Origin of the sequence: Vibrio mediterranei (assembly GCF_013364395.1) — a bacterium.
In the GTDB taxonomy this organism is placed as follows: domain Bacteria; phylum Pseudomonadota; class Gammaproteobacteria; order Enterobacterales; family Vibrionaceae; genus Vibrio; species Vibrio mediterranei.
Genome location: NZ_JABXGK010000008.1, coordinates 838,002 through 857,597, shown reverse-complemented (window position 1 = coordinate 857,597; position 19,596 = coordinate 838,002). Strand labels below are relative to the sequence as shown.

General features: G+C 44.5%; 22 protein-coding genes. 9 read left to right on the top strand and 13 right to left on the bottom strand.

The features are described 5' to 3' along the window. Positions 1-480 carry a LabA-like NYN domain-containing protein gene (locus HOP38_RS20930; RefSeq protein ID WP_031496709.1) on the bottom strand — a complete coding sequence of 160 codons (480 nt, stop codon included), beginning with the start codon at positions 478-480 and terminating at the stop codon, positions 1-3. A 123-nt stretch (positions 481-603) separates the two neighbouring features. Between HOP38_RS20930 and HOP38_RS20925 the strand changes: the two genes are divergently transcribed. Then, positions 604-1,065: a DUF4174 domain-containing protein gene (locus HOP38_RS20925; RefSeq protein ID WP_124942051.1), complete on the top strand. Its 462-nt coding sequence runs from the start codon at positions 604-606 to the stop codon at positions 1,063-1,065. Positions 1,066-1,068: 3 nt separating this feature from the next. Here the strand turns inward: HOP38_RS20925 and HOP38_RS20920 are convergent, their stop codons facing one another. Together HOP38_RS20920 and HOP38_RS20915 are read right to left on the bottom strand one after the other, a co-directional pair. Further along, entirely contained in the window at positions 1,069-1,728 is a 660-nt protein-coding gene (locus HOP38_RS20920; protein WP_006072826.1) for a potassium channel family protein, read from the bottom strand. A gap of 18 nt (positions 1,729-1,746) precedes the next feature. Next, positions 1,747-2,265, bottom strand: coding sequence for an NUDIX hydrolase (locus tag HOP38_RS20915; protein WP_006072827.1), 519 nt, complete (start codon positions 2,263-2,265; stop codon positions 1,747-1,749). 188 nt (positions 2,266-2,453) lie between these two features. Between HOP38_RS20915 and HOP38_RS20910 the strand changes: the two genes are divergently transcribed. Then, a complete protein-coding gene (locus HOP38_RS20910; RefSeq protein ID WP_124942050.1) occupies positions 2,454-3,938 on the top strand; it encodes a DUF3943 domain-containing protein in 1,485 nt (494 codons plus the stop codon). Positions 3,939-4,147: 209 nt separating this feature from the next. Continuing rightward, positions 4,148-4,405, top strand: a complete 258-nt coding sequence (locus HOP38_RS20905) for a putative hemolysin (protein WP_006072829.1) — start codon at positions 4,148-4,150, stop codon at positions 4,403-4,405. A gap of 69 nt (positions 4,406-4,474) precedes the next feature. On the opposite strand, the gene tdh is transcribed toward HOP38_RS20905, so the two are convergent. After that, positions 4,475-5,506 (bottom strand): L-threonine 3-dehydrogenase, encoded by a 1,032-nt coding sequence (gene tdh, locus HOP38_RS20900; protein ID WP_006072830.1) that lies wholly within the window; start codon positions 5,504-5,506, stop codon positions 4,475-4,477. A 52-nt stretch (positions 5,507-5,558) separates the two neighbouring features. Beyond that, positions 5,559-6,752 carry a glycine C-acetyltransferase gene (locus tag HOP38_RS20895; protein ID WP_006072831.1) on the bottom strand — a complete coding sequence of 398 codons (1,194 nt, stop codon included), beginning with the start codon at positions 6,750-6,752 and terminating at the stop codon, positions 5,559-5,561. A gap of 165 nt (positions 6,753-6,917) precedes the next feature. Between HOP38_RS20895 and HOP38_RS20890 the strand changes: the two genes are divergently transcribed. From HOP38_RS20890 to HOP38_RS20870, 5 genes are all read left to right on the top strand, one after another. After that, entirely contained in the window at positions 6,918-7,841 is a 924-nt protein-coding gene (locus HOP38_RS20890; RefSeq protein ID WP_198558893.1) for a LysR family transcriptional regulator, read from the top strand. Between the two features lie 22 nt (positions 7,842-7,863). Then, positions 7,864-8,250, top strand: coding sequence for an SMU1112c/YaeR family gloxylase I-like metalloprotein (gene gloA2 / locus HOP38_RS20885; RefSeq protein ID WP_198558892.1), 387 nt, complete (start codon positions 7,864-7,866; stop codon positions 8,248-8,250). Positions 8,251-8,613: 363 nt separating this feature from the next. Then, positions 8,614-9,705, top strand: coding sequence for a pyruvate dehydrogenase (acetyl-transferring) E1 component subunit alpha (gene pdhA / locus HOP38_RS20880; protein ID WP_198558891.1), 1,092 nt, complete (start codon positions 8,614-8,616; stop codon positions 9,703-9,705). Continuing rightward, complete coding sequence (locus tag HOP38_RS20875) at positions 9,698-10,696, top strand: alpha-ketoacid dehydrogenase subunit beta (protein ID WP_198558890.1); 999 nt, start codon at positions 9,698-9,700, stop codon at positions 10,694-10,696. The genes pdhA and HOP38_RS20875 overlap by 8 nt, the downstream gene beginning before the upstream one ends. After that, positions 10,693-11,841 carry a dihydrolipoamide acetyltransferase family protein gene (locus HOP38_RS20870; RefSeq protein WP_031493776.1) on the top strand — a complete coding sequence of 383 codons (1,149 nt, stop codon included), beginning with the start codon at positions 10,693-10,695 and terminating at the stop codon, positions 11,839-11,841. The genes HOP38_RS20875 and HOP38_RS20870 overlap by 4 nt, the downstream gene beginning before the upstream one ends. Positions 11,842-11,858: 17 nt before the next feature. Here HOP38_RS20870 and HOP38_RS20865 read toward each other — a convergent pair whose 3' ends face one another. The 8 genes from HOP38_RS20865 to HOP38_RS20830 all read right to left on the bottom strand — a co-directional run bounded on the left by HOP38_RS20865 (position 11,859) and on the right by HOP38_RS20830 (position 17,776). Continuing rightward, on the bottom strand, positions 11,859-12,227 hold the full coding sequence (locus HOP38_RS20865) for an MmcQ/YjbR family DNA-binding protein (protein WP_031493777.1): 369 nt from the start codon (positions 12,225-12,227) through the stop codon (positions 11,859-11,861). Between the two features lie 84 nt (positions 12,228-12,311). Then, positions 12,312-13,355 carry an NAD(P)H-dependent flavin oxidoreductase gene (locus HOP38_RS20860; protein WP_198558889.1) on the bottom strand — a complete coding sequence of 348 codons (1,044 nt, stop codon included), beginning with the start codon at positions 13,353-13,355 and terminating at the stop codon, positions 12,312-12,314. Positions 13,356-13,389: 34 nt separating this feature from the next. Then, positions 13,390-14,043 (bottom strand): glutathione S-transferase family protein, encoded by a 654-nt coding sequence (locus HOP38_RS20855; protein WP_198559365.1) that lies wholly within the window; start codon positions 14,041-14,043, stop codon positions 13,390-13,392. A gap of 27 nt (positions 14,044-14,070) precedes the next feature. Further along, positions 14,071-14,502 (bottom strand): NUDIX hydrolase, encoded by a 432-nt coding sequence (locus HOP38_RS20850; protein ID WP_031493779.1) that lies wholly within the window; start codon positions 14,500-14,502, stop codon positions 14,071-14,073. Then, a complete protein-coding gene (locus HOP38_RS20845; RefSeq protein WP_198558888.1) occupies positions 14,486-14,923 on the bottom strand; it encodes an ACT domain-containing protein in 438 nt (145 codons plus the stop codon). Before HOP38_RS20845 ends, HOP38_RS20850 begins: the two co-directional genes overlap by 17 nt. Positions 14,924-15,072: 149 nt before the next feature. Next, positions 15,073-15,816, bottom strand: a complete 744-nt coding sequence (locus tag HOP38_RS20840; RefSeq protein ID WP_198558887.1) for a class I SAM-dependent DNA methyltransferase — start codon at positions 15,814-15,816, stop codon at positions 15,073-15,075. Positions 15,817-16,054: 238 nt separating this feature from the next. Continuing rightward, positions 16,055-16,999, bottom strand: coding sequence for an electron transfer flavoprotein subunit alpha/FixB family protein (locus tag HOP38_RS20835; RefSeq protein ID WP_198558886.1), 945 nt, complete (start codon positions 16,997-16,999; stop codon positions 16,055-16,057). Between the two features lie 27 nt (positions 17,000-17,026). After that, positions 17,027-17,776, bottom strand: a complete 750-nt coding sequence (locus tag HOP38_RS20830) for an electron transfer flavoprotein subunit beta/FixA family protein (protein WP_198558885.1) — start codon at positions 17,774-17,776, stop codon at positions 17,027-17,029. A gap of 135 nt (positions 17,777-17,911) precedes the next feature. On the opposite strand from HOP38_RS20830, the gene HOP38_RS20825 reads away from it, so the two are divergent. After that, on the top strand, positions 17,912-19,579 hold the full coding sequence (locus tag HOP38_RS20825) for an electron transfer flavoprotein-ubiquinone oxidoreductase (protein ID WP_198558884.1): 1,668 nt from the start codon (positions 17,912-17,914) through the stop codon (positions 19,577-19,579). Positions 19,580-19,596: the final 17 nt, after the last annotated feature.

Sequence of the window (19,596 nt, the reverse complement as noted above, 5' to 3'; positions counted from 1 at the left end):
CTATTGACCTATCAACAAATCAGAATCAATTTCAATATAGTCGTCAGCTGCTTGGATTAGGTTATTGGCCGTCAACGATCTCACACCTGCTACCGTAACTTTGGTGTTAAACCTCTGCTGAATACGTTCCACCAAAACTTGAAAATCACCATCTCCAGATATCAAGACGATTCTATCTACACTATTTGCGGTTTCGTACACATCCAAAGCCAACCCTACATCCCAATCTCCTTTTGCGCTGCCATCTAAACGCTGAATAAAGGGCTTTAGCTGAACATTAAAACCAATACCTCTTAGAATGTGATGAAATTGCCTCTGCTTAGGGTCAGTTGACGAAATAGCGTAGGCTCTTGCAATGTCAATTCGATAACTTTGGCTCAGCTTAGCCCAAAGCGCATTGTAGTCAAATCGGCGACCGAACGCCTGACGGGTGGTGTAGTAGACATTTTGTACATCTACAAATATCGCTATTGATTCCATAATAAACATCTTTATCAATTTGCCGTCCATGATACCAGAATTCATGTTTGATTGTTTTAGCAATAGAAAACTCAATTGCTAAACTTAACGTATAACCGTTTGAGATAGCTTTAGGAGGTAACGATGAAAAATGTTGGACTAATCGCTCTGTTGACATTGTTGAGCGGCACCGCCTGTGGTTATCCAGAATATGGGTCTAGGCACTCTGAAGAGGTTCATTACGATATGTCGCATCGAAGCGTGATGTACTTTGCACCTAGCAACGACGACAAAGTGAAAGAGTTTTTGTTGGGTACACTTACTAATGAATGCTCGTTAGATGAAAGAGATGTTGTCACTCTGGTTATTACCGAGGACGGGTTCTCCTCCCCTGCGTGGGTAAAAGAGACTTTTGATTACGCAACACTTATCAAAATGTATGGAATTAATAAGGGTGAGCATGCAGCTGTTCTAATTGGTAAAGATGGCTCGGAAAAACTGCGCTGGGGAGCAAAAACAGATTGGGCCTTAGTAAAGGAAACTATTGATGCAATGCCAATGAGACAGGCTGAAATGAAAAGAGCAGCCAGTCGCTGCTCTATCTAAGTACTAGTGGATTTCTTTTTGGGAAAGATGGCTGCTCACTAAACTGGCGACCATTATCGCTAAATAGAAGCTGCCTGTAATCGATTCTAGAAAAACGAAAAACTTGGGAATAGCAAGTGCCGGTGAGATGTCACCGTAGCCAACCGTCGTTAGTGTGATAAAACTAAAATAGATGACTTCGAAAAGGTTATCCAGCCATGGTTTTGCTTCCAAGCCGTTAAAGGGTTCAACAAACAGTTCAAGCTGTATCAGGTATATAAACGCAAACGACAAGCCAAAGAGCAAGTAAACGCATATAGAGCCCACAATCTGATTCAGTGTGACTTTTTTAGGTGTCATCACCTGCTTCAAAGCGGAAAAGGTTTGCGCTAAAACGAAGAACAACATCGCAAACATAGTGACTAATGAAAGGTCATAGTCTTCAAAAATAGAGATACTACCTGAAATCACGACCACGGTTATCATTACAGCGTACCAAGATCGATAAAAGGTCTGTTTTCTATGTACGCCGACAATCGACGTACTCATACAAAGAATGAGTAGTGCGAGAACATAGTCTTGCGCATCATCTTTGAACTGATGAACGACAGCACTTAAGAAAAACAATACCAGTAGAGAACCAAGCAAGAAAAAGAAATTGTCGTCTTTAGTCATCAATTTCATTGTGTAATCCCTTAAACTCTATAGCATTTCTTTTGCGATCAAGTGTAGCAAGTAGGTTTCCCTTTCGATGCTCATCCCTTTTTTATCGCTTTCTGCCATGGTCTTTTCATTAAAGGCGATTGCCTCGTGGATGTTTATCCAAACCGCTTTCATACCATTCTTTACTTCATAATCTTCGTAAGCAGTCGCGCCAAGCTCTCGGTCGACTTTGCATGAATAACAGTAAGAAATCATATGCATTACATCTGCATCATCTTTATACCATGGACGAAATTCTTCATATATTCCAAACGGCTTAATTGAATGGATATTTTGAGCACCCGTTTCTTCTTCTAGCTCTCTCACCATACCTGCGATAACGTCCTCACCTTCATCTAATCCACCTCCTGGAAGAGAATAGTCATGATAACGCTCCGTAAACAGCAGCAAAATGTTTTCACCGTCAATCGCAATTGCGCGAGTTGCATTACGTTTGATGATTTTTTTATCATCGAGATGTTCTATATCAGGATGAATAGCCGTGGTAATTTGTCTCACTTGTAACCTGCTAACCTATGAAATATTGCGAGAAGTCTATCACAAAAACATTCTTTTACACTTAGACACAGTTTTGCCCTGACTAAATAAGCGACTAACATAAATGAACGCTGTATTATTGCTCCCTCGCTTAAAGGGACCTTAAGCAACTAATATTATAAATTCGTTTGCCAAGTTCCTCTTACAATATGAAACTTCAAAAATCGCTAATCGCATTATCTATCTTAGTCGGCGTTCCAACGACTTTCGCTCAAGATGACACATTGTCCTCTGATAATCATAGTCCTGCTATTTCTCAGCAAGATTTTGTTCAACAAGCCATCGCTGAAGATCAGAAATTATCTGACTCAGAGTTTAACTCAACTCAGTCTTCACAACTGAATAGCCTTGGATACCGTTCCATATCTACTAACAGCAGTTTTGAAGAACTACGTATAGCAAATGAGTCAGACAACCCAACAAACTTTTATGATTCTCCATATCGTGTGTCTCTCTTTAACCCTCAGAATGGCGAAGACAGTGAAAGACTTTGGTCTCAAACTAAATCTATTTTTGCGTATGGCGTTGGTGTAGCTGGTGTTTTAGCACTGATGCCCGAATCTATTACTAACTGGGAAAAAGATGATGTCCAGTTAATGAATAAGTGGTGGGATAACGTGCGATCGGGTCCTGTATGGGATCGCGATGACCACATTATCAACTACATCGGACACCCTTATTTTGGTGGTGTTTATTACCAAGCTGCTCGGAAATCTGGTTATAGACAGTGGGATGCGTTTATGTATTCCACACTTATGTCCACCTTTTATTGGGAATATGGTATCGAAGCCTTTGCAGAGATCCCATCAATTCAAGATTTGGTTGTTACCCCTACCCTTGGCTGGGTATATGGTGAATGGGCATTCAACAAAGAAAAAGAAATTCGCTTACGAGGTGGAACTGTTTGGGGTTCTGATGCCCTAGGTTCAACAGCTTTGTTCTTCCTAGACCCTGTCGATAGTCTGGGGCGAGGCGTAAACAACATTGCAGGACGCGAAGTAATTAAAGCTGGTACTGGTTTCGTCGGCGTTCATTCCAATGTCATGCGCAATGGTGAAGTAGAGACTAAGTACCAAATGCAAGTTAACTATGCCTTTGGTGCAGGTGAAACGGATGACAGCCTTAAACGTAGACAGAAAAAGAACTATCACCAGTACACAGACGACCCCGTTACCTACGGTATCGTTGGTGTGAGTGCCGGCTTTGCGTATCCGCAATTGGATAAAGAACGTAACCTGAAAAACGACTTTGCTCCTGCCTTTACATTGGGCTTGTACTTCACAGAGCAGTTTTCTACTCGCTTAGGCTATATGCAAGGAAATTATGACTCGACGGTAAGCAACGAAAAGCACATCTATGAGAACTATAGCTTAGATGTTCAGTACTACTTTATGCCCGGCAGCGCATTTAAACCTTATTTAAATGCTGGCGTAGGTGAAGCCATGTTGGATAAAGACCGCGATACTAAAAAGCTACAATGGAACATTGGCACTGGTGTTCACTATTCCCTCAATGCCAATTGGTCTCTGCAGGCTGACTGGAAATACGCTTACCATCGTAATTCTGGTGCTCGAGACCAACTATGGGGAACTCGACTTATCTACCGTTTTGGTGAAGGTAACAAGTATATTTAGCGCTTCGAAGCGACTAAACGGTGAGTTTCATACTCACCGTTTTTGTTCTTATTTAATCAATGAAGCACCGTTTGTAGGAATTTTGGGAACGAAACGACAATTGACCGGTCATTCTCATAAAATATTGAATAATTTGACTCAATCAAAACACTTTTCCTTTGAAATCTCCTACACTTAACTCAAAGCGTGAATTCCAACTAGGAGAAAGAATGAAAAAGTTACAATGGGTGATTGGCGCATTAGCGGTGGGAGTTATGGCTGGTTGTGCGAGCGAGCCAGATAAATATGATGTAGACGAAATAACGGTTGAAAGTGACCCTGCTTATGTTTACTGCGTTGAGCAAGGACATAAATTAGAAAGATTCTCAGAAGAAGGTAAACGTGTACCTTATTGCGTTATCTCTGACGACGAACGTTACACCGTTTGGGACTACTACGAAAATAGAGATAAAGAGCAAAACAATTAGTCGCTATTTATTAAATAAAAGAGCCAGAGAATTATCTCTGGCTCTTTTATTTCACAATATGCCTTAAAGTTATTCCCAATCGAGAATAACTTTTCCAGACTGCCCGCTGCGCATGACGTCGAAGCCTTCTTGGAAATCATCAATCTTATAATGGTGAGTGATAATTGGCGTCAGATCTAAGCCAGATTGAATCAAGCTTGCCATCTTATACCATGTTTCGAACATTTCACGGCCGTAGATACCTTTGATCACCAGACCTTTGAAGATCACTTGGTTCCAATCGATACCCATGTCTGATGGTGGAATACCTAGTAGTGCGATACGACCACCGTGGTTCATGGTTTCAAGCATTGAACTAAATGCCGCTTGAACACCAGACATTTCAAGACCTACATCGAAGCCTTCAGTCATGCCTAGTTCTGCCATCACATCTTTTAGGTTTTCTTTCGCAACGTTTACGGCACGTGTTACACCCATCTGTCTTGCAAGATCTAAACGGTATTCGTTAACGTCAGTAATAACTACGTGGCGCGCACCTACATGCTTGGCAACCGCAGCAGCCATAATACCGATAGGGCCAGCGCCTGTAATCAGTACATCTTCACCAACTAGGTCAAAAGACAGCGCAGTGTGAACTGCGTTTCCGAACGGGTCAAAAATAGATGCTAGATCGTCAGAGATACCTTCAGGGATCTTAAACGCATTGAACGCTGGAATAACCAAGTATTCAGAGAACGCACCAGTGCGGTTTACACCAACACCAACTGTGTTGCGGCATAGGTGAGTACGACCGCCACGGCAGTTACGGCAGTGTCCGCAAGTAATGTGGCCCTCGCCAGATACGCGGTCGCCAATTTCGAAACCACGAACTTCTTGGCCAATACCAACTACTTCACCTACATATTCGTGACCGACAACCATAGGAACCGGAATCGTGTTTTGTGACCACTCATCCCAGTTATAGATGTGTACATCAGTACCACAAATTGCCGTTTTCTTAATACGAATTAGAATGTCGTTGTGACCAAGTTCAGGCTTGTCCACTTCGGTCATCCAAATGCCTTGCTCAGGCTTTAGCTTAGATAGCGCTTTAATTTTCATAATGTAACCTTAAAGACAGGTTTCAGGTTCTTAACCTGAAACCCTAAAAACCTTAGATAAGACCCATATCCTTGCCAACTTCGATGAATGCATCGATAGCGCGGTCAAGTTGCTCACGAGAATGAGCCGCAGACATTTGAGTACGAATACGAGCTTGGCCCTTAGGTACTACTGGGAAAGAGAAACCAATAACGTAGATACCTTTCGCTAACGCACGCTCAGCAAACTCTGCAGCCACTTTTGCGTCGCCTAGCATGATTGGAATGATTGCATGATCGGCACCACCCATAGTGAAACCAGCACCTTCCATACGAGTACGGAAATGAGCGGCGTTCTCCCATAGGCGTTCACGTAGGTCACCACTCTCTTGTAGCAAATCTAGAACACGGATAGAGGCATTTACGATAGCTGGTGCTACAGAGTTAGAGAACAGGTATGGACGTGAACGCTGACGTAACCAGTCAATCACTTCTTTCTTACCAGAAGTATAGCCGCCTGACGCACCACCCATCGCTTTACCTAGCGTACCAGTGATAATGTCGATACGGTCTACAACGTCGTGGAACTCATGTGTACCCGCGCCGTTCTTACCCATAAAGCCAACTGCGTGAGAGTCATCAACCATCACTAGTGCATCGTACTTATCTGCCAAATCGCAGATTGCAGGAAGGTTTGCAACCACACCGTCCATCGAGAATACACCGTCAGTTACGATTAGCTTATGGCGAGCACCTGCTTCGTTAGCAGCGATCAGTTGCTGCTCAAGCTCTTCCATATTGTTATTAGAGTAACGGTAACGCATTGCTTTACACAAACGGACACCATCAATGATAGAAGCGTGGTTTAGCGCATCAGAAATGATGGCATCTTCTTTACCCAAGATAGTTTCGAACAAACCTGTGTTTGCATCGAAGCATGATGTGTAAAGGATAGTGTCTTCTTTACCTAGGAATGTAGACAGTTTCTGCTCAAGTTCTTTGTGAATGTCTTGAGTACCACAGATAAAACGAACTGAAGCCATACCAAAGCCGTTTTTATCCATGCCCGCTTTACCAGCGTCGATAAGTGCAGGATGGTTTGCAAGGCCAAGATAGTTGTTCGCGCAGAAGTTTAGTACTTCTTCACCTGTTGAGATTTCAACAGCCGCTTGTTGTTGAGAAGTGATGATGCGCTCAGACTTATAAAGTCCTTCAGCTTTTACTTCTTCAATTTGCTCTTGGATTTGCTTATAAAACGCAGAAGACATAGTGGATTCCTTTTTCTATCCTATTTATCAATAGGTTATGTAGGGAGGTGATATTTACAGCGTATTGATTCGCCTTATATCTAGATTGGAATCATTTTAGTTCATTGTGGTGCAAACGATTATCCCTTAAGATGGAAAACCATTAGTGAATCTGAGGCAACAATAATGTTCAGCCATAAGCTATTAAGTTTATTACCTGACCTCGCATCTTTTATTTTGGTAGTAAACGAAGGCAGTTTTACCGCCGCCGCAAAAAAGCTGGGGGTCACGCCGTCTGCGCTATCTAAAACCATTACTCGTCTTGAAAGTGCGCTATCGGCAAAGTTGTTTGAGCGCACTACGCGCAAGTTGGTTATCACTCAGGCTGGGCAAAAGGTTTACGACCAAAGTGTGTTAATGGTGAACGCGGCACAACAGGCCATTGACGTCTCTCAATCCGACCATACTGAGCCAAGCGGGTCTATTACTGTCGCCGCACCGGAAGCGTTTCTTAACTCGGTATTACAACCTTTTATTACTCCCTTCCTAGTGCGATATCCGGAAATTCAATTGAAAGTTCGCGCCGTTGATGGCGAAATCGACCTGTTGCGCATGGGCATCGACGTTGCATTCAAACTTACTGACAAACCAGACGAAAACCTGGTTATGAAAGAGTTAGGACCAACTAACCTCGTACTGTGTGCCAGTCCCGATTACATTGCTAAGCGCGGACTGCCCCATACACCAAGTGATCTTGAAAAACATGACTGCCTCTACCTTGCTGAAACGGAACGCGACAACATTTGGGATTTTCTCAAAGACGATGAGTTTCATACTGTGAAAGTAGCGGGACGCTATGCCATCAACCACTCTCAGATGCGCCTCCATGGCGTTAAACAAGGTCTCGGCATCGGAATATTTCATGATTTTGTTATCTCTGAAGCCATAGAAGATGGCAGTGTTGTGCCCGTCCTCTCGGATTGGACCATCAAGAGTAACTACCATGGAGCTGTTGCACTCCAATACGCACAAACCAAATACATGCCGGCCCGCTTGCGTGTGTTTATTGACTATGTCGTCAAGGAACTACCTTCGAAGCTAACCAATTAACCAATCAAAGACGGAAGACAAAATGCTTAATGGGATCCATCACACCGCCATAATTTGTTCCGACTACGAAAAGTCGAAACACTTTTATGTCAACATACTAAAGCTGGAAATCATCGACGAGAACTACCGCGAACATCGAGACTCTTACAAACTAGATCTCGCCTTACCTGATGGCACGCAACTTGAGCTATTCACTTTCCCTGGAGCTCCTGAACGTCCTAGTTTTCCAGAAGCTAAGGGTTTAAGACATTTAGCGTTTAATGTCACCAAACTCGAGCAAATCGTCGATTATCTAAAAGCAAATGATATTGACGTAGAACCAATACGAATTGACGAATACACTGGTAAGCGTTTTACGTTTTTCCAAGATCCTGACGGTCTACCACTCGAACTATGTGAAGAGATTTAGAGCTCAAGACCCACATATGGCAGAAAACCTGTTGTAGTTGCCCAACCTCTACATGAAATTACAACAGGTAATACCAGTGACATATATCACACCAAACAATCGCGCTCGTTCAAAACCAGTCGATATCCCCAGATTTGATTTTCAATTCCATATATTAATTCACATAAGTACCCCTGTAAGGTTAATTTTACTAGTATCAGTGCATCTAAATGCGGCACTTTTTAACAATTTGATTACACTTATAGTATCAATGATTCTTTTGTCTTCAGACGATTACCATCATGTCTGAAAACAAAAATCAAGGTTGTACCCTGGGATTTTCTAGCACTAGCTCTTATCAGAGCGTGCGAAAAGGAGTTCGAGATGAACGTACAAGCATTACCCATGCATCGTTTTATCGACTACCAAGGTAATCTCGTTAAGCCGTTGCCCCACTGGGCAGATGAGAACACCTTACTTCAGTTCTATCGCGACATGGTAGTTGCGAGAACATACGATGCAAAAGCCGTTGCTCTTCAGCGAACCGGCAAACTTGGTACCTACCCTTCCCATCTTGGCGCAGAAGCCATCGGTATCGCCATCGGTCACGCTCTCACAAGATCAGACGTCTTTGTTCCTTATTACCGTGATATGCCCGCTCTCTGGGTTCGTGGTATCGCTATAGAGAAAAACCTCCAATACTGGGGAGGCGATGAGCGAGGCAGTGATTTCGAATTTGATGATGGCTCACCATGCACCGATCTTCCCTTCTGCGTTCCTATCGCCACACAATGCACTCATGCCGTAGGAGTGGCGTCCGCATTAAAAATTAAGGGAAACCACGATGTCGCTTTGGTAACTTGTGGAGATGGAGCCACGTCTAAAGGCGACTTCTTGGAATCGCTTAACTGTGCTGGTGCATGGAACATTCCTTTGATTTTTGTCGTCAACAATAACCAATGGGCGATTTCGGTTCCTCGCTCGCTACAATGTGGCGCAGAATTTTTGGCAGACAAAGCGGTTGGAGCTGGATTACCCGGTCTCACAGTGGACGGCAATGATGTTATAGCGATGTATGACACCATTTTGCAAGCGGTCGATCGAGCGAGAAAGGGCAAAGGAGCCACTTTGATTGAAGCTATCAGCTATCGACTAAGTGACCACACTACCGCTGATGATGCTAGTCGTTACCGTAGTGATTCAGAGCTACAACAAGCGTGGGTCTATGAACCAATAAAACGTCTGAAATCCTATCTAATCGCGCGCAGCCTTTGGTCTGATGAACAGGAACAGTTACTGGTTCAAGAAGCCAAAACCATCGTTGAAGAGGCTGTTACTCGCTATTTAGCCACCCCACCTCAACCACCAGAGTCGGCATTCGATTATCTCTACGAAGCCCCGCCAAGCGAGCTAGCACCGCAAAGAGATACGCTGATTAATAAGACGTTGCGAATGCAGGGAGGCAAACATGATTAATCAACAAACTCCCGAAATCACGCTCATTGAAGCGGTTAACTTGGCACTTCATTATGAAATGGAGCACGACAACAACGTCGTGCTACTAGGCGAAGACGTTGGAGACAACGGCGGTGTGTTTCGCGCTACTGTCGGTTTAAAAGAGAAATTTGGATTAAGAAGAGTGATTGATACTCCTCTTGCCGAAGCCCTAATAGGAGGTGTTGCAGTTGGCATGGCAACACAAGGGTTAAGACCTATTGCGGAATTTCAATTTCAGGGCTTTGTCTTTCCTGCGATAGAACACCTCATCTGTCATGCTGCAAGAATGAGAAACCGCACTAGAGGTCGGTTAACCTGCCCTGCGGTATTTCGGGCACCGTTTGGTGGCGGCATACACGCCCCTGAGCATCATTCTGAAAGCATCGAAACCCTGTTTGCTCATATTCCTGGATTAAAGGTCGTTATTCCCTCCTCTCCTCAACGAGCATACGGACTTCTGCTAGCTGCAATTCGTAGTAACGACCCTGTAATGTTTTTCGAGCCAAAGCGAATCTATCGAACAGTCAAATCCCCCGTAGTAAACGATGGACAAGCTCTGCCTCTTGATACCTGCTACACACTAAGAAAAGGACGGGATCTCACGGTCGTCACCTGGGGAGCTTGTGTAGTTGAAACCCTGCAAGCCGCCCAATCGCTTTCGGAACAAGGAATTGAAGCAGAAGTCATCGATCTCGCGAGTATAAAGCCTCTCGATATGGACACCATTATTAAATCACTGGAAAAAACAGGACGTTTACTTGTCGTCCATGAAGCAAGCCAAAGCTGTGGTGTCGGAGCGGAGATCATTACTCGAGTTTCCGAACATTCTATGTGTCTTCTCAAAGCCCCACCTAGGCGTGTTACTGGGCTCGACACCGTTATGCCATATTACAAAAACGAAGACTATTTCTTAATTCAAGAACAAGACATCACACTTGCCGCACGCGAACTTGTGGAGGGCTGGAAATGAAGTCATTTTTATTACCAGATTTAGGGGAAGGACTCGCTGAGTCTGAAATTGTTCAATGGCACGTTAACGTTGGTGAACATGTAGACGTTGATCAGGTGATCTTAACCGTCGAAACCGCGAAAGCCGTTGTAGAAGTGCCAGCACCTTACAGTGGCAAAATCGTCAGCCGTCATGGGGAGGAAGGTGACGTCATCAACATCGGCAGTTTGCTGATTGAGATTGAAGAAGTGGTCACGGAAGCGTCTGCCACCCACTCTAAAGCCACATCAAGCGATGCAGCAACTGTTGTTGGCAATGTGTCAAATCACACACACCACGTTGAAGTTGATGACTTTTGGGTTGGGCCTGCTCATCATTCAAACTCAGAACAAACAGTCACGGCGATGCCGTCTGCTCGGCTTCTCGCTAAGAAGCTCGGTGTTGACCTATTAAAGGTGAAAGGAAGCGGACATGACGGTGTTATCACTGACACAGATATTTACAACGAACTCGACCGACAGACTCCCGGAACGGAAGTGCTTAAAGGTGCAAGACGCACCATGGTCGGCACTATGGCGGAGTCACATCACAACGTTGCTTCTGTGACGATCACTGAAGAAGCGTTGTTGTCCAATTGGTCACAAAAAGAGGATATCTCCGGCCGTTTAATTAAAGCTGTTGTGTTTGCTTGCCAAAAAGAACCGGCTTTAAACGCATGGTTTGATGCCGATACAATGACACGTTGTGTTCATAGCAAAGTGAATATCGGAATCGCGGTAGATAGTAGCCATGGATTGTATGTCCCAGTACTCAGAAACGCCGACAGCTTTGACCAACAAGGAATTCGCCATTGGTTAAATGACACTGTAGAGGGAATTCGAGCCAGGCGAATAGGCAGAGAACAACTACAACACGCGACGATAACACTGTCGAACTTTGGTGCCATTGCCGGAATTTTCGCGACTCCTGTCGTCTCACCGCCTCAAGTCGCTATCGTAGGAGCTGGTCGAATTATCGAGAAACTAGTTTTACAAGACGGCCAGCCAATAGTCATCAAAGCGCTACCTTTGTCGATCACATTCGATCATAGAGCCTGTACTGGTGGCGAAGCGGCGCGATTCGTCAAAGTACTGGTTGAACACTTGCAGCAGCCAACTATTGACTAAACGTTAAACGGGGTGAGTTAGTCGTCAATCACGATACCTAGCTCACCACGTTTTTTCTTACTTAGACCTAACGCCACCAACCGATATGATTCTTTAAGGTAATATTGTAATTCTTCGTCAAGTCGACCAGATGTCTCCACCTGCTGTATCCACTTCATTCCACGACTCGCAAAGTATGGCGCAGGCCGATAGCCTTCACTGTCACTAAGAAACTCAAAATTCAAATCCGACGTTTTGAAAGTAAACGCTGCCCCGCTCTCTTTGTTCCAGCCCCCAATAGCGAAGACTTTGCCACCGACCTTCCAGACATGAGCATCACCCCATTGAATAACATGACTGGTCGCTGGGAAAGCGCCGCAAAATTCGTTGAATTGGTCGTAATCCATTGTGGTTTCTCTATAGTAATTCGGGTTTATTAATAGCCATGGTTTATGAATAAATAAGGTTTATCGCAATATTACGTTAATTACTCAGACTCTAGCGAGATCTCTGAGTATCTTTTCTGCCGATACTTCTTTACAACCGTCAGTGCTTTCTCCACACCAAAGCGGTGAGAAGTCTGCGCTACCTTGCTGCTCTGCCTGTCCTCTGAGCTGCGTGATATCGATAGACGCATAGGGAAATTGCGGTGCTTCCTGTGTTACAAAACCAAGCTCCCTCATTGCACGATTGACTATTCCTCGTGCCGGTCGCCCCGAGTATACATTGGTAATTGCAGTATGCTGAGACTGAGTGCTTTTGATAGCATCACGATGTAACGCCGATGTCGTGGCCTCATCGCACAATAGAAATGCGGTCCCCACCTGAACTACCTCAGCACCTATGTTAAACGCGTGTTCAACCTTGTCAGCAGTGCTGATGCCTCCAGCCGCCACGACGGGTACAGTAACATTATCAACAATTTCCTTGATAAGATCTTCGACCGGTAATTGAGTATCAAGATCATCCGTTAGGAACATTCCCCTATGACCGCCCGCTTCCACTCCTTGAGCAATAATCACATCCGCCCCGTTTGTCTCTAACCAAACCGCCTCTTCGACGGTAGTCGCCGAAGACAAAATACATGTCCCCCAGCTTTTTACTCGTTCTAAAAGAGCCTTGTTCGGCAACCCAAAATGGAAACTGATGTAAGGAGGTTTAAATGCTTCAATAGCATCAGCGATATCCTCGCTAAATGGCATGCGCGTTGCCATGCTAGGTTGAATGGCAATATCGAGTTTCAACTCTTCAAAATAGGGTGCAAGTCGATTACGCCACTGAGCTTGGCGTTCTTGATCAAAGTTAGGCATTAAGTGGCAGAAAAAATTAAGATTGTATGGTTTATCGGTCGCTGATGTAATGGACTCTAACTCTTCTACAATACGCTCTTTAGAAAGCATGCCACAAGGTATGGAGCCTAAACCACCAGCTTCGCTTACTGCTATCGCAAGCTTACTGTCTTGCACTCCGGCCATAGGCGCTTGAATGATTGGCAGTTCAGTATGCAGCCATGATGAAAACGTCCTTTGTTTCATGTGTAATTCCTTATTAGTCTATCCGGCTATCCCGTTATTTGTAATATCCTTTGATAAATGGAGAAAGGTCTATTTCTTCTATTTCACTGACTGCTTTAATCGTTGGGTTAGTAGACAATCTTTGTAGATAATCCGCCAAATGAGCATACGTCATTGGATTTCTTTCTACAGGGAGTGACCACTCTGCCAGCATAAATAAGAAATAATCACAGGCAGAAATGTTTGCACCTAATAGGTATTCGTTACCCTCAAGCTGATCATTAATAATGCCCAGCGCCTCTGCAATACGCTCGTCTTGGGCCGACAAGAGATTGGGAATGGTCGAATCATCATTGGTATGACGATGTGGATAGTAACGCACCATCAATTCGGCTTGCAGTGTATTGTTTAAATAGGTTAACCACTGAAAAAATAGCGGACGCAACGGACTCCCAATCGCCGGAATCAACTTGTGTTCGGGGTGACTTTCACATAGGTGAATACAAATCGCTGGACTTTCAAAAATAGCCTGACCGTTCGCTACAAGAGTAGGAATTCGTCCCGCAGGATTCAGCTTTAAATAATCTGCAGACTTTTGAACCTTCTCCTTTTTGTCCACCAAGAGCAGTTCATAGGGAAGCTTCATATGATGAAGCAAAAGATGCGGCGCCAAGCTCGCATTGTTAGGGTAATAATATAATTGATACAAAACAGCGTCCTTTCTTCTTTTCATTCCTTACGTTGGTAACATCTCTGAGATACCTTCTGGATAAATCGGTATCTTTCCTGCCAGTAGCTCGCTTTCTTCAACCCATTTAACGACAAATTCCACTCCATTAGTTTCAATCCCATCGATATGCGTCTTTTGATAGTAACCTTGATCAACAAATCGCCCCTGATAGACAAACACAATCTCATGTCCAGAGCGTCCATCGAAGGTAAAGAGGTTCTCACTAACGCCAAGAAGTTCAAGGGACGTTACATCTGCGCCGATTTCTTCTTTTACTTCTCGTTCAGCGGCCTCTCGCGACGTTTCGCCAAACTCAATGCCACCACCAACGGGGATCAGGTAGTGCTGGTCTTTTGCAGGGTCGTAACCTTCTGCAAGTAACACCTTTCCGTTATGTCGAAAAAGGCAAACGGCTTTAGCTCTAATGGCAGCGGTCATTAGATGCTCCATCCTTGCTGGATTTGTCGTCACTAAACTCTTGTAAAGCTAGTAAAGCTTTTTGAGCTTCTAGTGATGGCACGAAAATATGGTCGTGATAGTAGGCAGCGATGACGTTGGCACTAATGCCTCTGTCCGCCAATTTTGATGCGACGGCTGCGGTTAGACCTACAGCTTCAAGGCTAGAATGAACATTAAGCGTAATTTGTTGAAATACTGACTCAAAACTCAACTTCGCTTTTACCGCTTCGGCTTTAGGTAGGACAAGTGTGAGGCCTTCCGTTTCTATGAAGGTAGCAATCAACTCAAGTTTTGTATATTCCTTAAGCGCCCCTTTCACATGACAGAATACGACTTCGTCTTCGAGAAGACATGGACTCATAGAGCTCAATAACTGCTCTAGTTCGGTAATACCAGCCATCAAACATTCCTTAGTGACTTAAAACAGAGTGCATTATCCTGCAAGCGAAGTGCACTCGCTTCAAGTTAAGGGTGTTCAATATGATAGCTAGGTTGCATATTTAACGAGCTTTGATTTATTTACTCTCGATGCAACCTAGCACGAGGCTGCTACTTCTTAATGCAAACCGCTAGAACATTGCCCGATTGCTGATCCCAAGGCGTGATTTTTTCATAATCATGTTCAAACAGGTGCACCTCGAATAGCGGTTCTATTAGTGCTTTTAGTTCTTGGATAGTGAAAGCCACCATCGGGTGTTCATCAAACCAACTTTGTGTTTCGTCACCTGTGGTTTTTTCAATGTTAAGCTTAAGCGCCTGACGCTCACCTTGGCCTTCATAATACCAACCTGAACGAAACGTAAATTTACTGCCTTCGCTCTCTGCGGAATGCTGAACGAAAGAATGGTTATTAATTTTTAGCCTATCAACCGCATTGAAGCAAAACACGCCACCGACGGACAGAGCATTGAATACACTATTGATGCACTGTTTAAGCCTTTCTATCCCGTCACAGTAGTGAATCGAATAGAGAAAACAGGTAATCAAATCAAGTGGCTGTGTAACCGTAAATTCGCTCATATTTTGCAGCGAAAACTGAGCTTCCGGACATCTAACCGACGCGAAATCCAACATAGGTTGATTGATATCCAAACCACTACTTTGATAACCATAATCAATAAAGTGACGAACATGAGGGCCAGTGCCACATGCTAAATCAAGATGAGTATTTCCTTGGTTTCCAAACAATTGATGCAATCGTTTTACGTTATGACTCTGCGCTTGGTAATCAATATCGACACACATTAGGTCGTAGTAACCAGAAAGATCAGTATAGAGAGAATTGGCGGACATGTATGCCTAGTCGTTGCCGACGAAAAACTGCGGGTGGCGCATCCTATACGAAATCGACGATATTCATAACAAAAAGTTAGCGCCCGAAAACAACTTCTCTACCAATTCATTTTTAAGAGCAAAATAGTCTTTACTATTCAATATATTAGAAATACATTATCGAGTAACAACCAACCTCATACGCGCTGTAGGAATTGTCCTAACAGCAAAGTAGCGACTTTGTTTTTAACCTAAGCTCTTAAGGTACTTTGTCGATAAGCTCCGGCATAATGTCAAACAAATCCCCTACTAATCCATAGTCCGCAACTTGGAAAATGGGTGCTTCAGGATCACTGTTTATCGCGACGATCACTTTAGAGTCTTTCATCCCTGCCATATGTTGGATTGCACCTGAAATACCGATAGCAATGTACAAATCTGGCGCGACTATTTTACCCGTCTGGCCGACTTGCAGGTCGTTAGAAACAAATCCCGCATCAACCGCAGCTCGCGACGCACCAATAGCACCACCGAGTTTATCAGCGAGCTGCTCCACCAAAGTAAAGTTGTCTTTACTGCCTACGCCACGCCCACCTGAAATAACAACACGAGCAGCCGCCAATTCAGGGCGCTCACTTTCATTTTGTTGCTGAGAGACAAATGCAGAAAGACCATTCTCAACATCATGACCACCGACCATTATCACTGTCGCTTGATTCGCGGGGTCATGCCCCACTGCTTCAAACGCCGAACCGCGTATCGTCATGAGTATTTTTTCCTCTGTCGACTTCACTTTCGCTAGCGCGTTACCTGCATAGATTGGACGGATAACCGTATCTGTCGTCACAATTTCCACGACATCAGATAGCTGGCCGACGTCGAGCAGCGCAGCAATACGTGGTAGCAGATTTTTCCCAAATGTCGTCGCTGGAGCCAAAATATGTGTAAAGTCTTTGGCAAGCTGCACCGCTATTGGCGCTCCGTTCTCAGCAAGTAAATGACTAAATTGTTCATTGTCTGCGACGATCACCTGCTTGACGATATCGCATTGGCCAATACACTCTATTACCTCCTGACATTGATACCCCATGACAAGCACCGAAATGTCTTCACCTATTTGCGCTGCTGCGGATAGCGTTTTAAAGGTATCAAGCGCTACGCTGTGGTTATCGTGCTCTGCAATAACAAGAATTTGCGTATTCATAATCCTTTCTCCTTGATACTCACCGGCTTAAAGTACTTTTGCTTCATTCGTTAACTTATCGATCAGCTCATCCACAGTTGCGACTTTCACGCCTGCTGGACGCGCTTTGGGTGCCAAGACTTCTATCACCTGATGTTTTGGCATCAAATCCACGCCTAATGAATCAACATCGATAACATCGAGTGGCTTGCGTTTAGCTTTCATGATGTTGGGTAAGGACGCATAACGAGGTTCGTTCAACCTCAAATCAGTGCTGATGATGGCTGGCAATGTCAGTTTCAAGGTCTCCAGTCCCCCGTCTGTCTCTCTAGTGACTTCAACATGCTCACCCGACAGTATGACTTGCGAGGCAAACGTTCCTTGGGGTCTACTCGTCAGAGCCGCTAGCATTTGCGCAACTTGATTGTTGTCCGTATCGATCGATTGTTTGCCTAGTAGAACCAGTGTTGGCTGTTCTTGCTCAACCATCGCTTTCAAGATTTTTGCTACTGCTAGAGGCTCAGGTGATGCTGCCGCTTCTATGTGGATCGCTCTGTCAGCTCCTAAAGCAAGGGCATTGCGCAACGTTTCTTGCACTGCCTTATCACCAATACTCACCACAATCACTTCGTTTACAGAACCTGATTCTTTGAGTCTTATGGCTTCTTCCACAGCAATCTCACAGAAAGGGTTCATCGACATTTTTACGTTAGCGGTTTCAACGCCACTACCATCTTTAAGGACACGAACTTTCACATAGGGATCAACGACACGCTTTACAGCAACTAACACCTTCATACCGACTCCTTGAATAGAACGAACAAGCCTAATGGTTATTATTTGAGCTTAGTAAAGTTTACGTTTACGTCAACTGCACTATAGTTATACGTAGAGTTCCGAAATGGGCCCATTTGGTAAAATTAGGTGGTGAACATGGAAAGAGAGTGCATGGAATTTGACGTGGTTATTGTTGGAGCTGGCCCAGCGGGTCTTGCTTGTGCCATTCATCTTAAACAGCTAGCCTCACAAAACGACGCTGAATTATCAGTGTGTATCATTGAGAAAGGTGCCGAAGTTGGGGCTCATATTCTCTCTGGTGCTGTGTTTGAAACCAGAGCGCTTGATGAGCTTATTCCTGACTGGCAATCGCTAAACGCACCTGTGAACAATCCTGTGCAGCAAGATGACTTCATCTATCTAACTACCCAGTACAATCATCTAAACATACCGCCATTTCTGACGCCAGCCACCCTACACAACAACGAAGAGAATCACATCATCAGTCTTGGCTTGTTGTGTCAATGGCTTGCAGAGCAGGCAGAACGCCTTGGCGTTGAAATCTTTCCTGGCTTTGCAGCGCAGAACGTTCTTTATTCAGATACAGGCGCAGTAGTTGGTGTTTGTACTTCAGATATGGGATTAGATAAGCAAGGAAAACAAAAAAGCACGTTTGAAGCAGGAATAGAATTAAAAGGTAAGTACACCATTTTCGCTGAAGGTGCGCGTGGCCATTTAGGCAAGGAACTTATTCATAGATTTAAGCTCGATCAGGGCAAGCAGCCACAGCATTACGCTCTTGGATTCAAAGAAGTTTGGCAACTACCCTATGAGCAGGCCCACTACGCCAAAGGCAAAGTCATTCATGGCGTCGGTTGGCCCTTGCACGACTCTAAAACCACAGGAGGCACCTTTGTCTACCACTTGGACAATCATCAAATCGCTGTAGGTCTTATTGTCGACCTTAATTACACCAACCCTCACCTAAGTCCCTTTGACGAATTTCAACGCTTCAAACACCACCCAGCCATTGCGAAATACCTTCATGATGGAGAACGTATCTCGTTTGGTGCAAGAGCCATCGCTAAAGGTGGTCTTCGTTCGCTCCCCAAACAGCAACTCCCTGGAGGGCTGCTCATTGGTTGTGACGCTGGCACACTGAACATGGGCAAAATAAAAGGCACTCATACTGCAATGAAGTCCGGCATGTTATCTGCCGAGGCGGTTTATCAGCAACTCGCGAAGGGATGCGCGCATAATGAAGCGGATTATCAAACCTTGTTTGAAGCATCTTGGCTCCATCAAGAACTCAGCGACACACAAAACTTTGGCGCTAACTTGCATCGTTTTGGCGAACCTCTAGGGGGCATGCTCAATGTGCTCGAGCAAAATGTGTGGACCCGTCTATTCAAACGTCCGATTCCTTGGACAGTCACTGATGCTAATGACGATCATTCACAGTTCGCACATAAAGGCAGCGTTTCTAGCATTAGCTACCCAAAGCCCGATGGCGTATTGAGTTTTGACAAACCCTCTTCGGTTTATTTGTCTGGTACCCAGCATAAAGAGAATCAACCGTGTCATCTGCATCTTCTCGATGTCAATGTGGTCACCGATAGCCATATTCCACAGTTTGACGAGCCTAGTCAGCGCTATTGTCCTGCTGGTGTGTATGAGATTATTGAGGTGGAAGGTCGCAAACAGCTGCAAATCAACGCCAGTAACTGTCTGCACTGCAAGACTTGCGATATTAAAGACCCATCAGCCAATATAAAATGGACCCCACCAGAAGGCGGTGGCGGTCCAAATTATCAAGCTATGTAATCGTCAATGAGAACAAA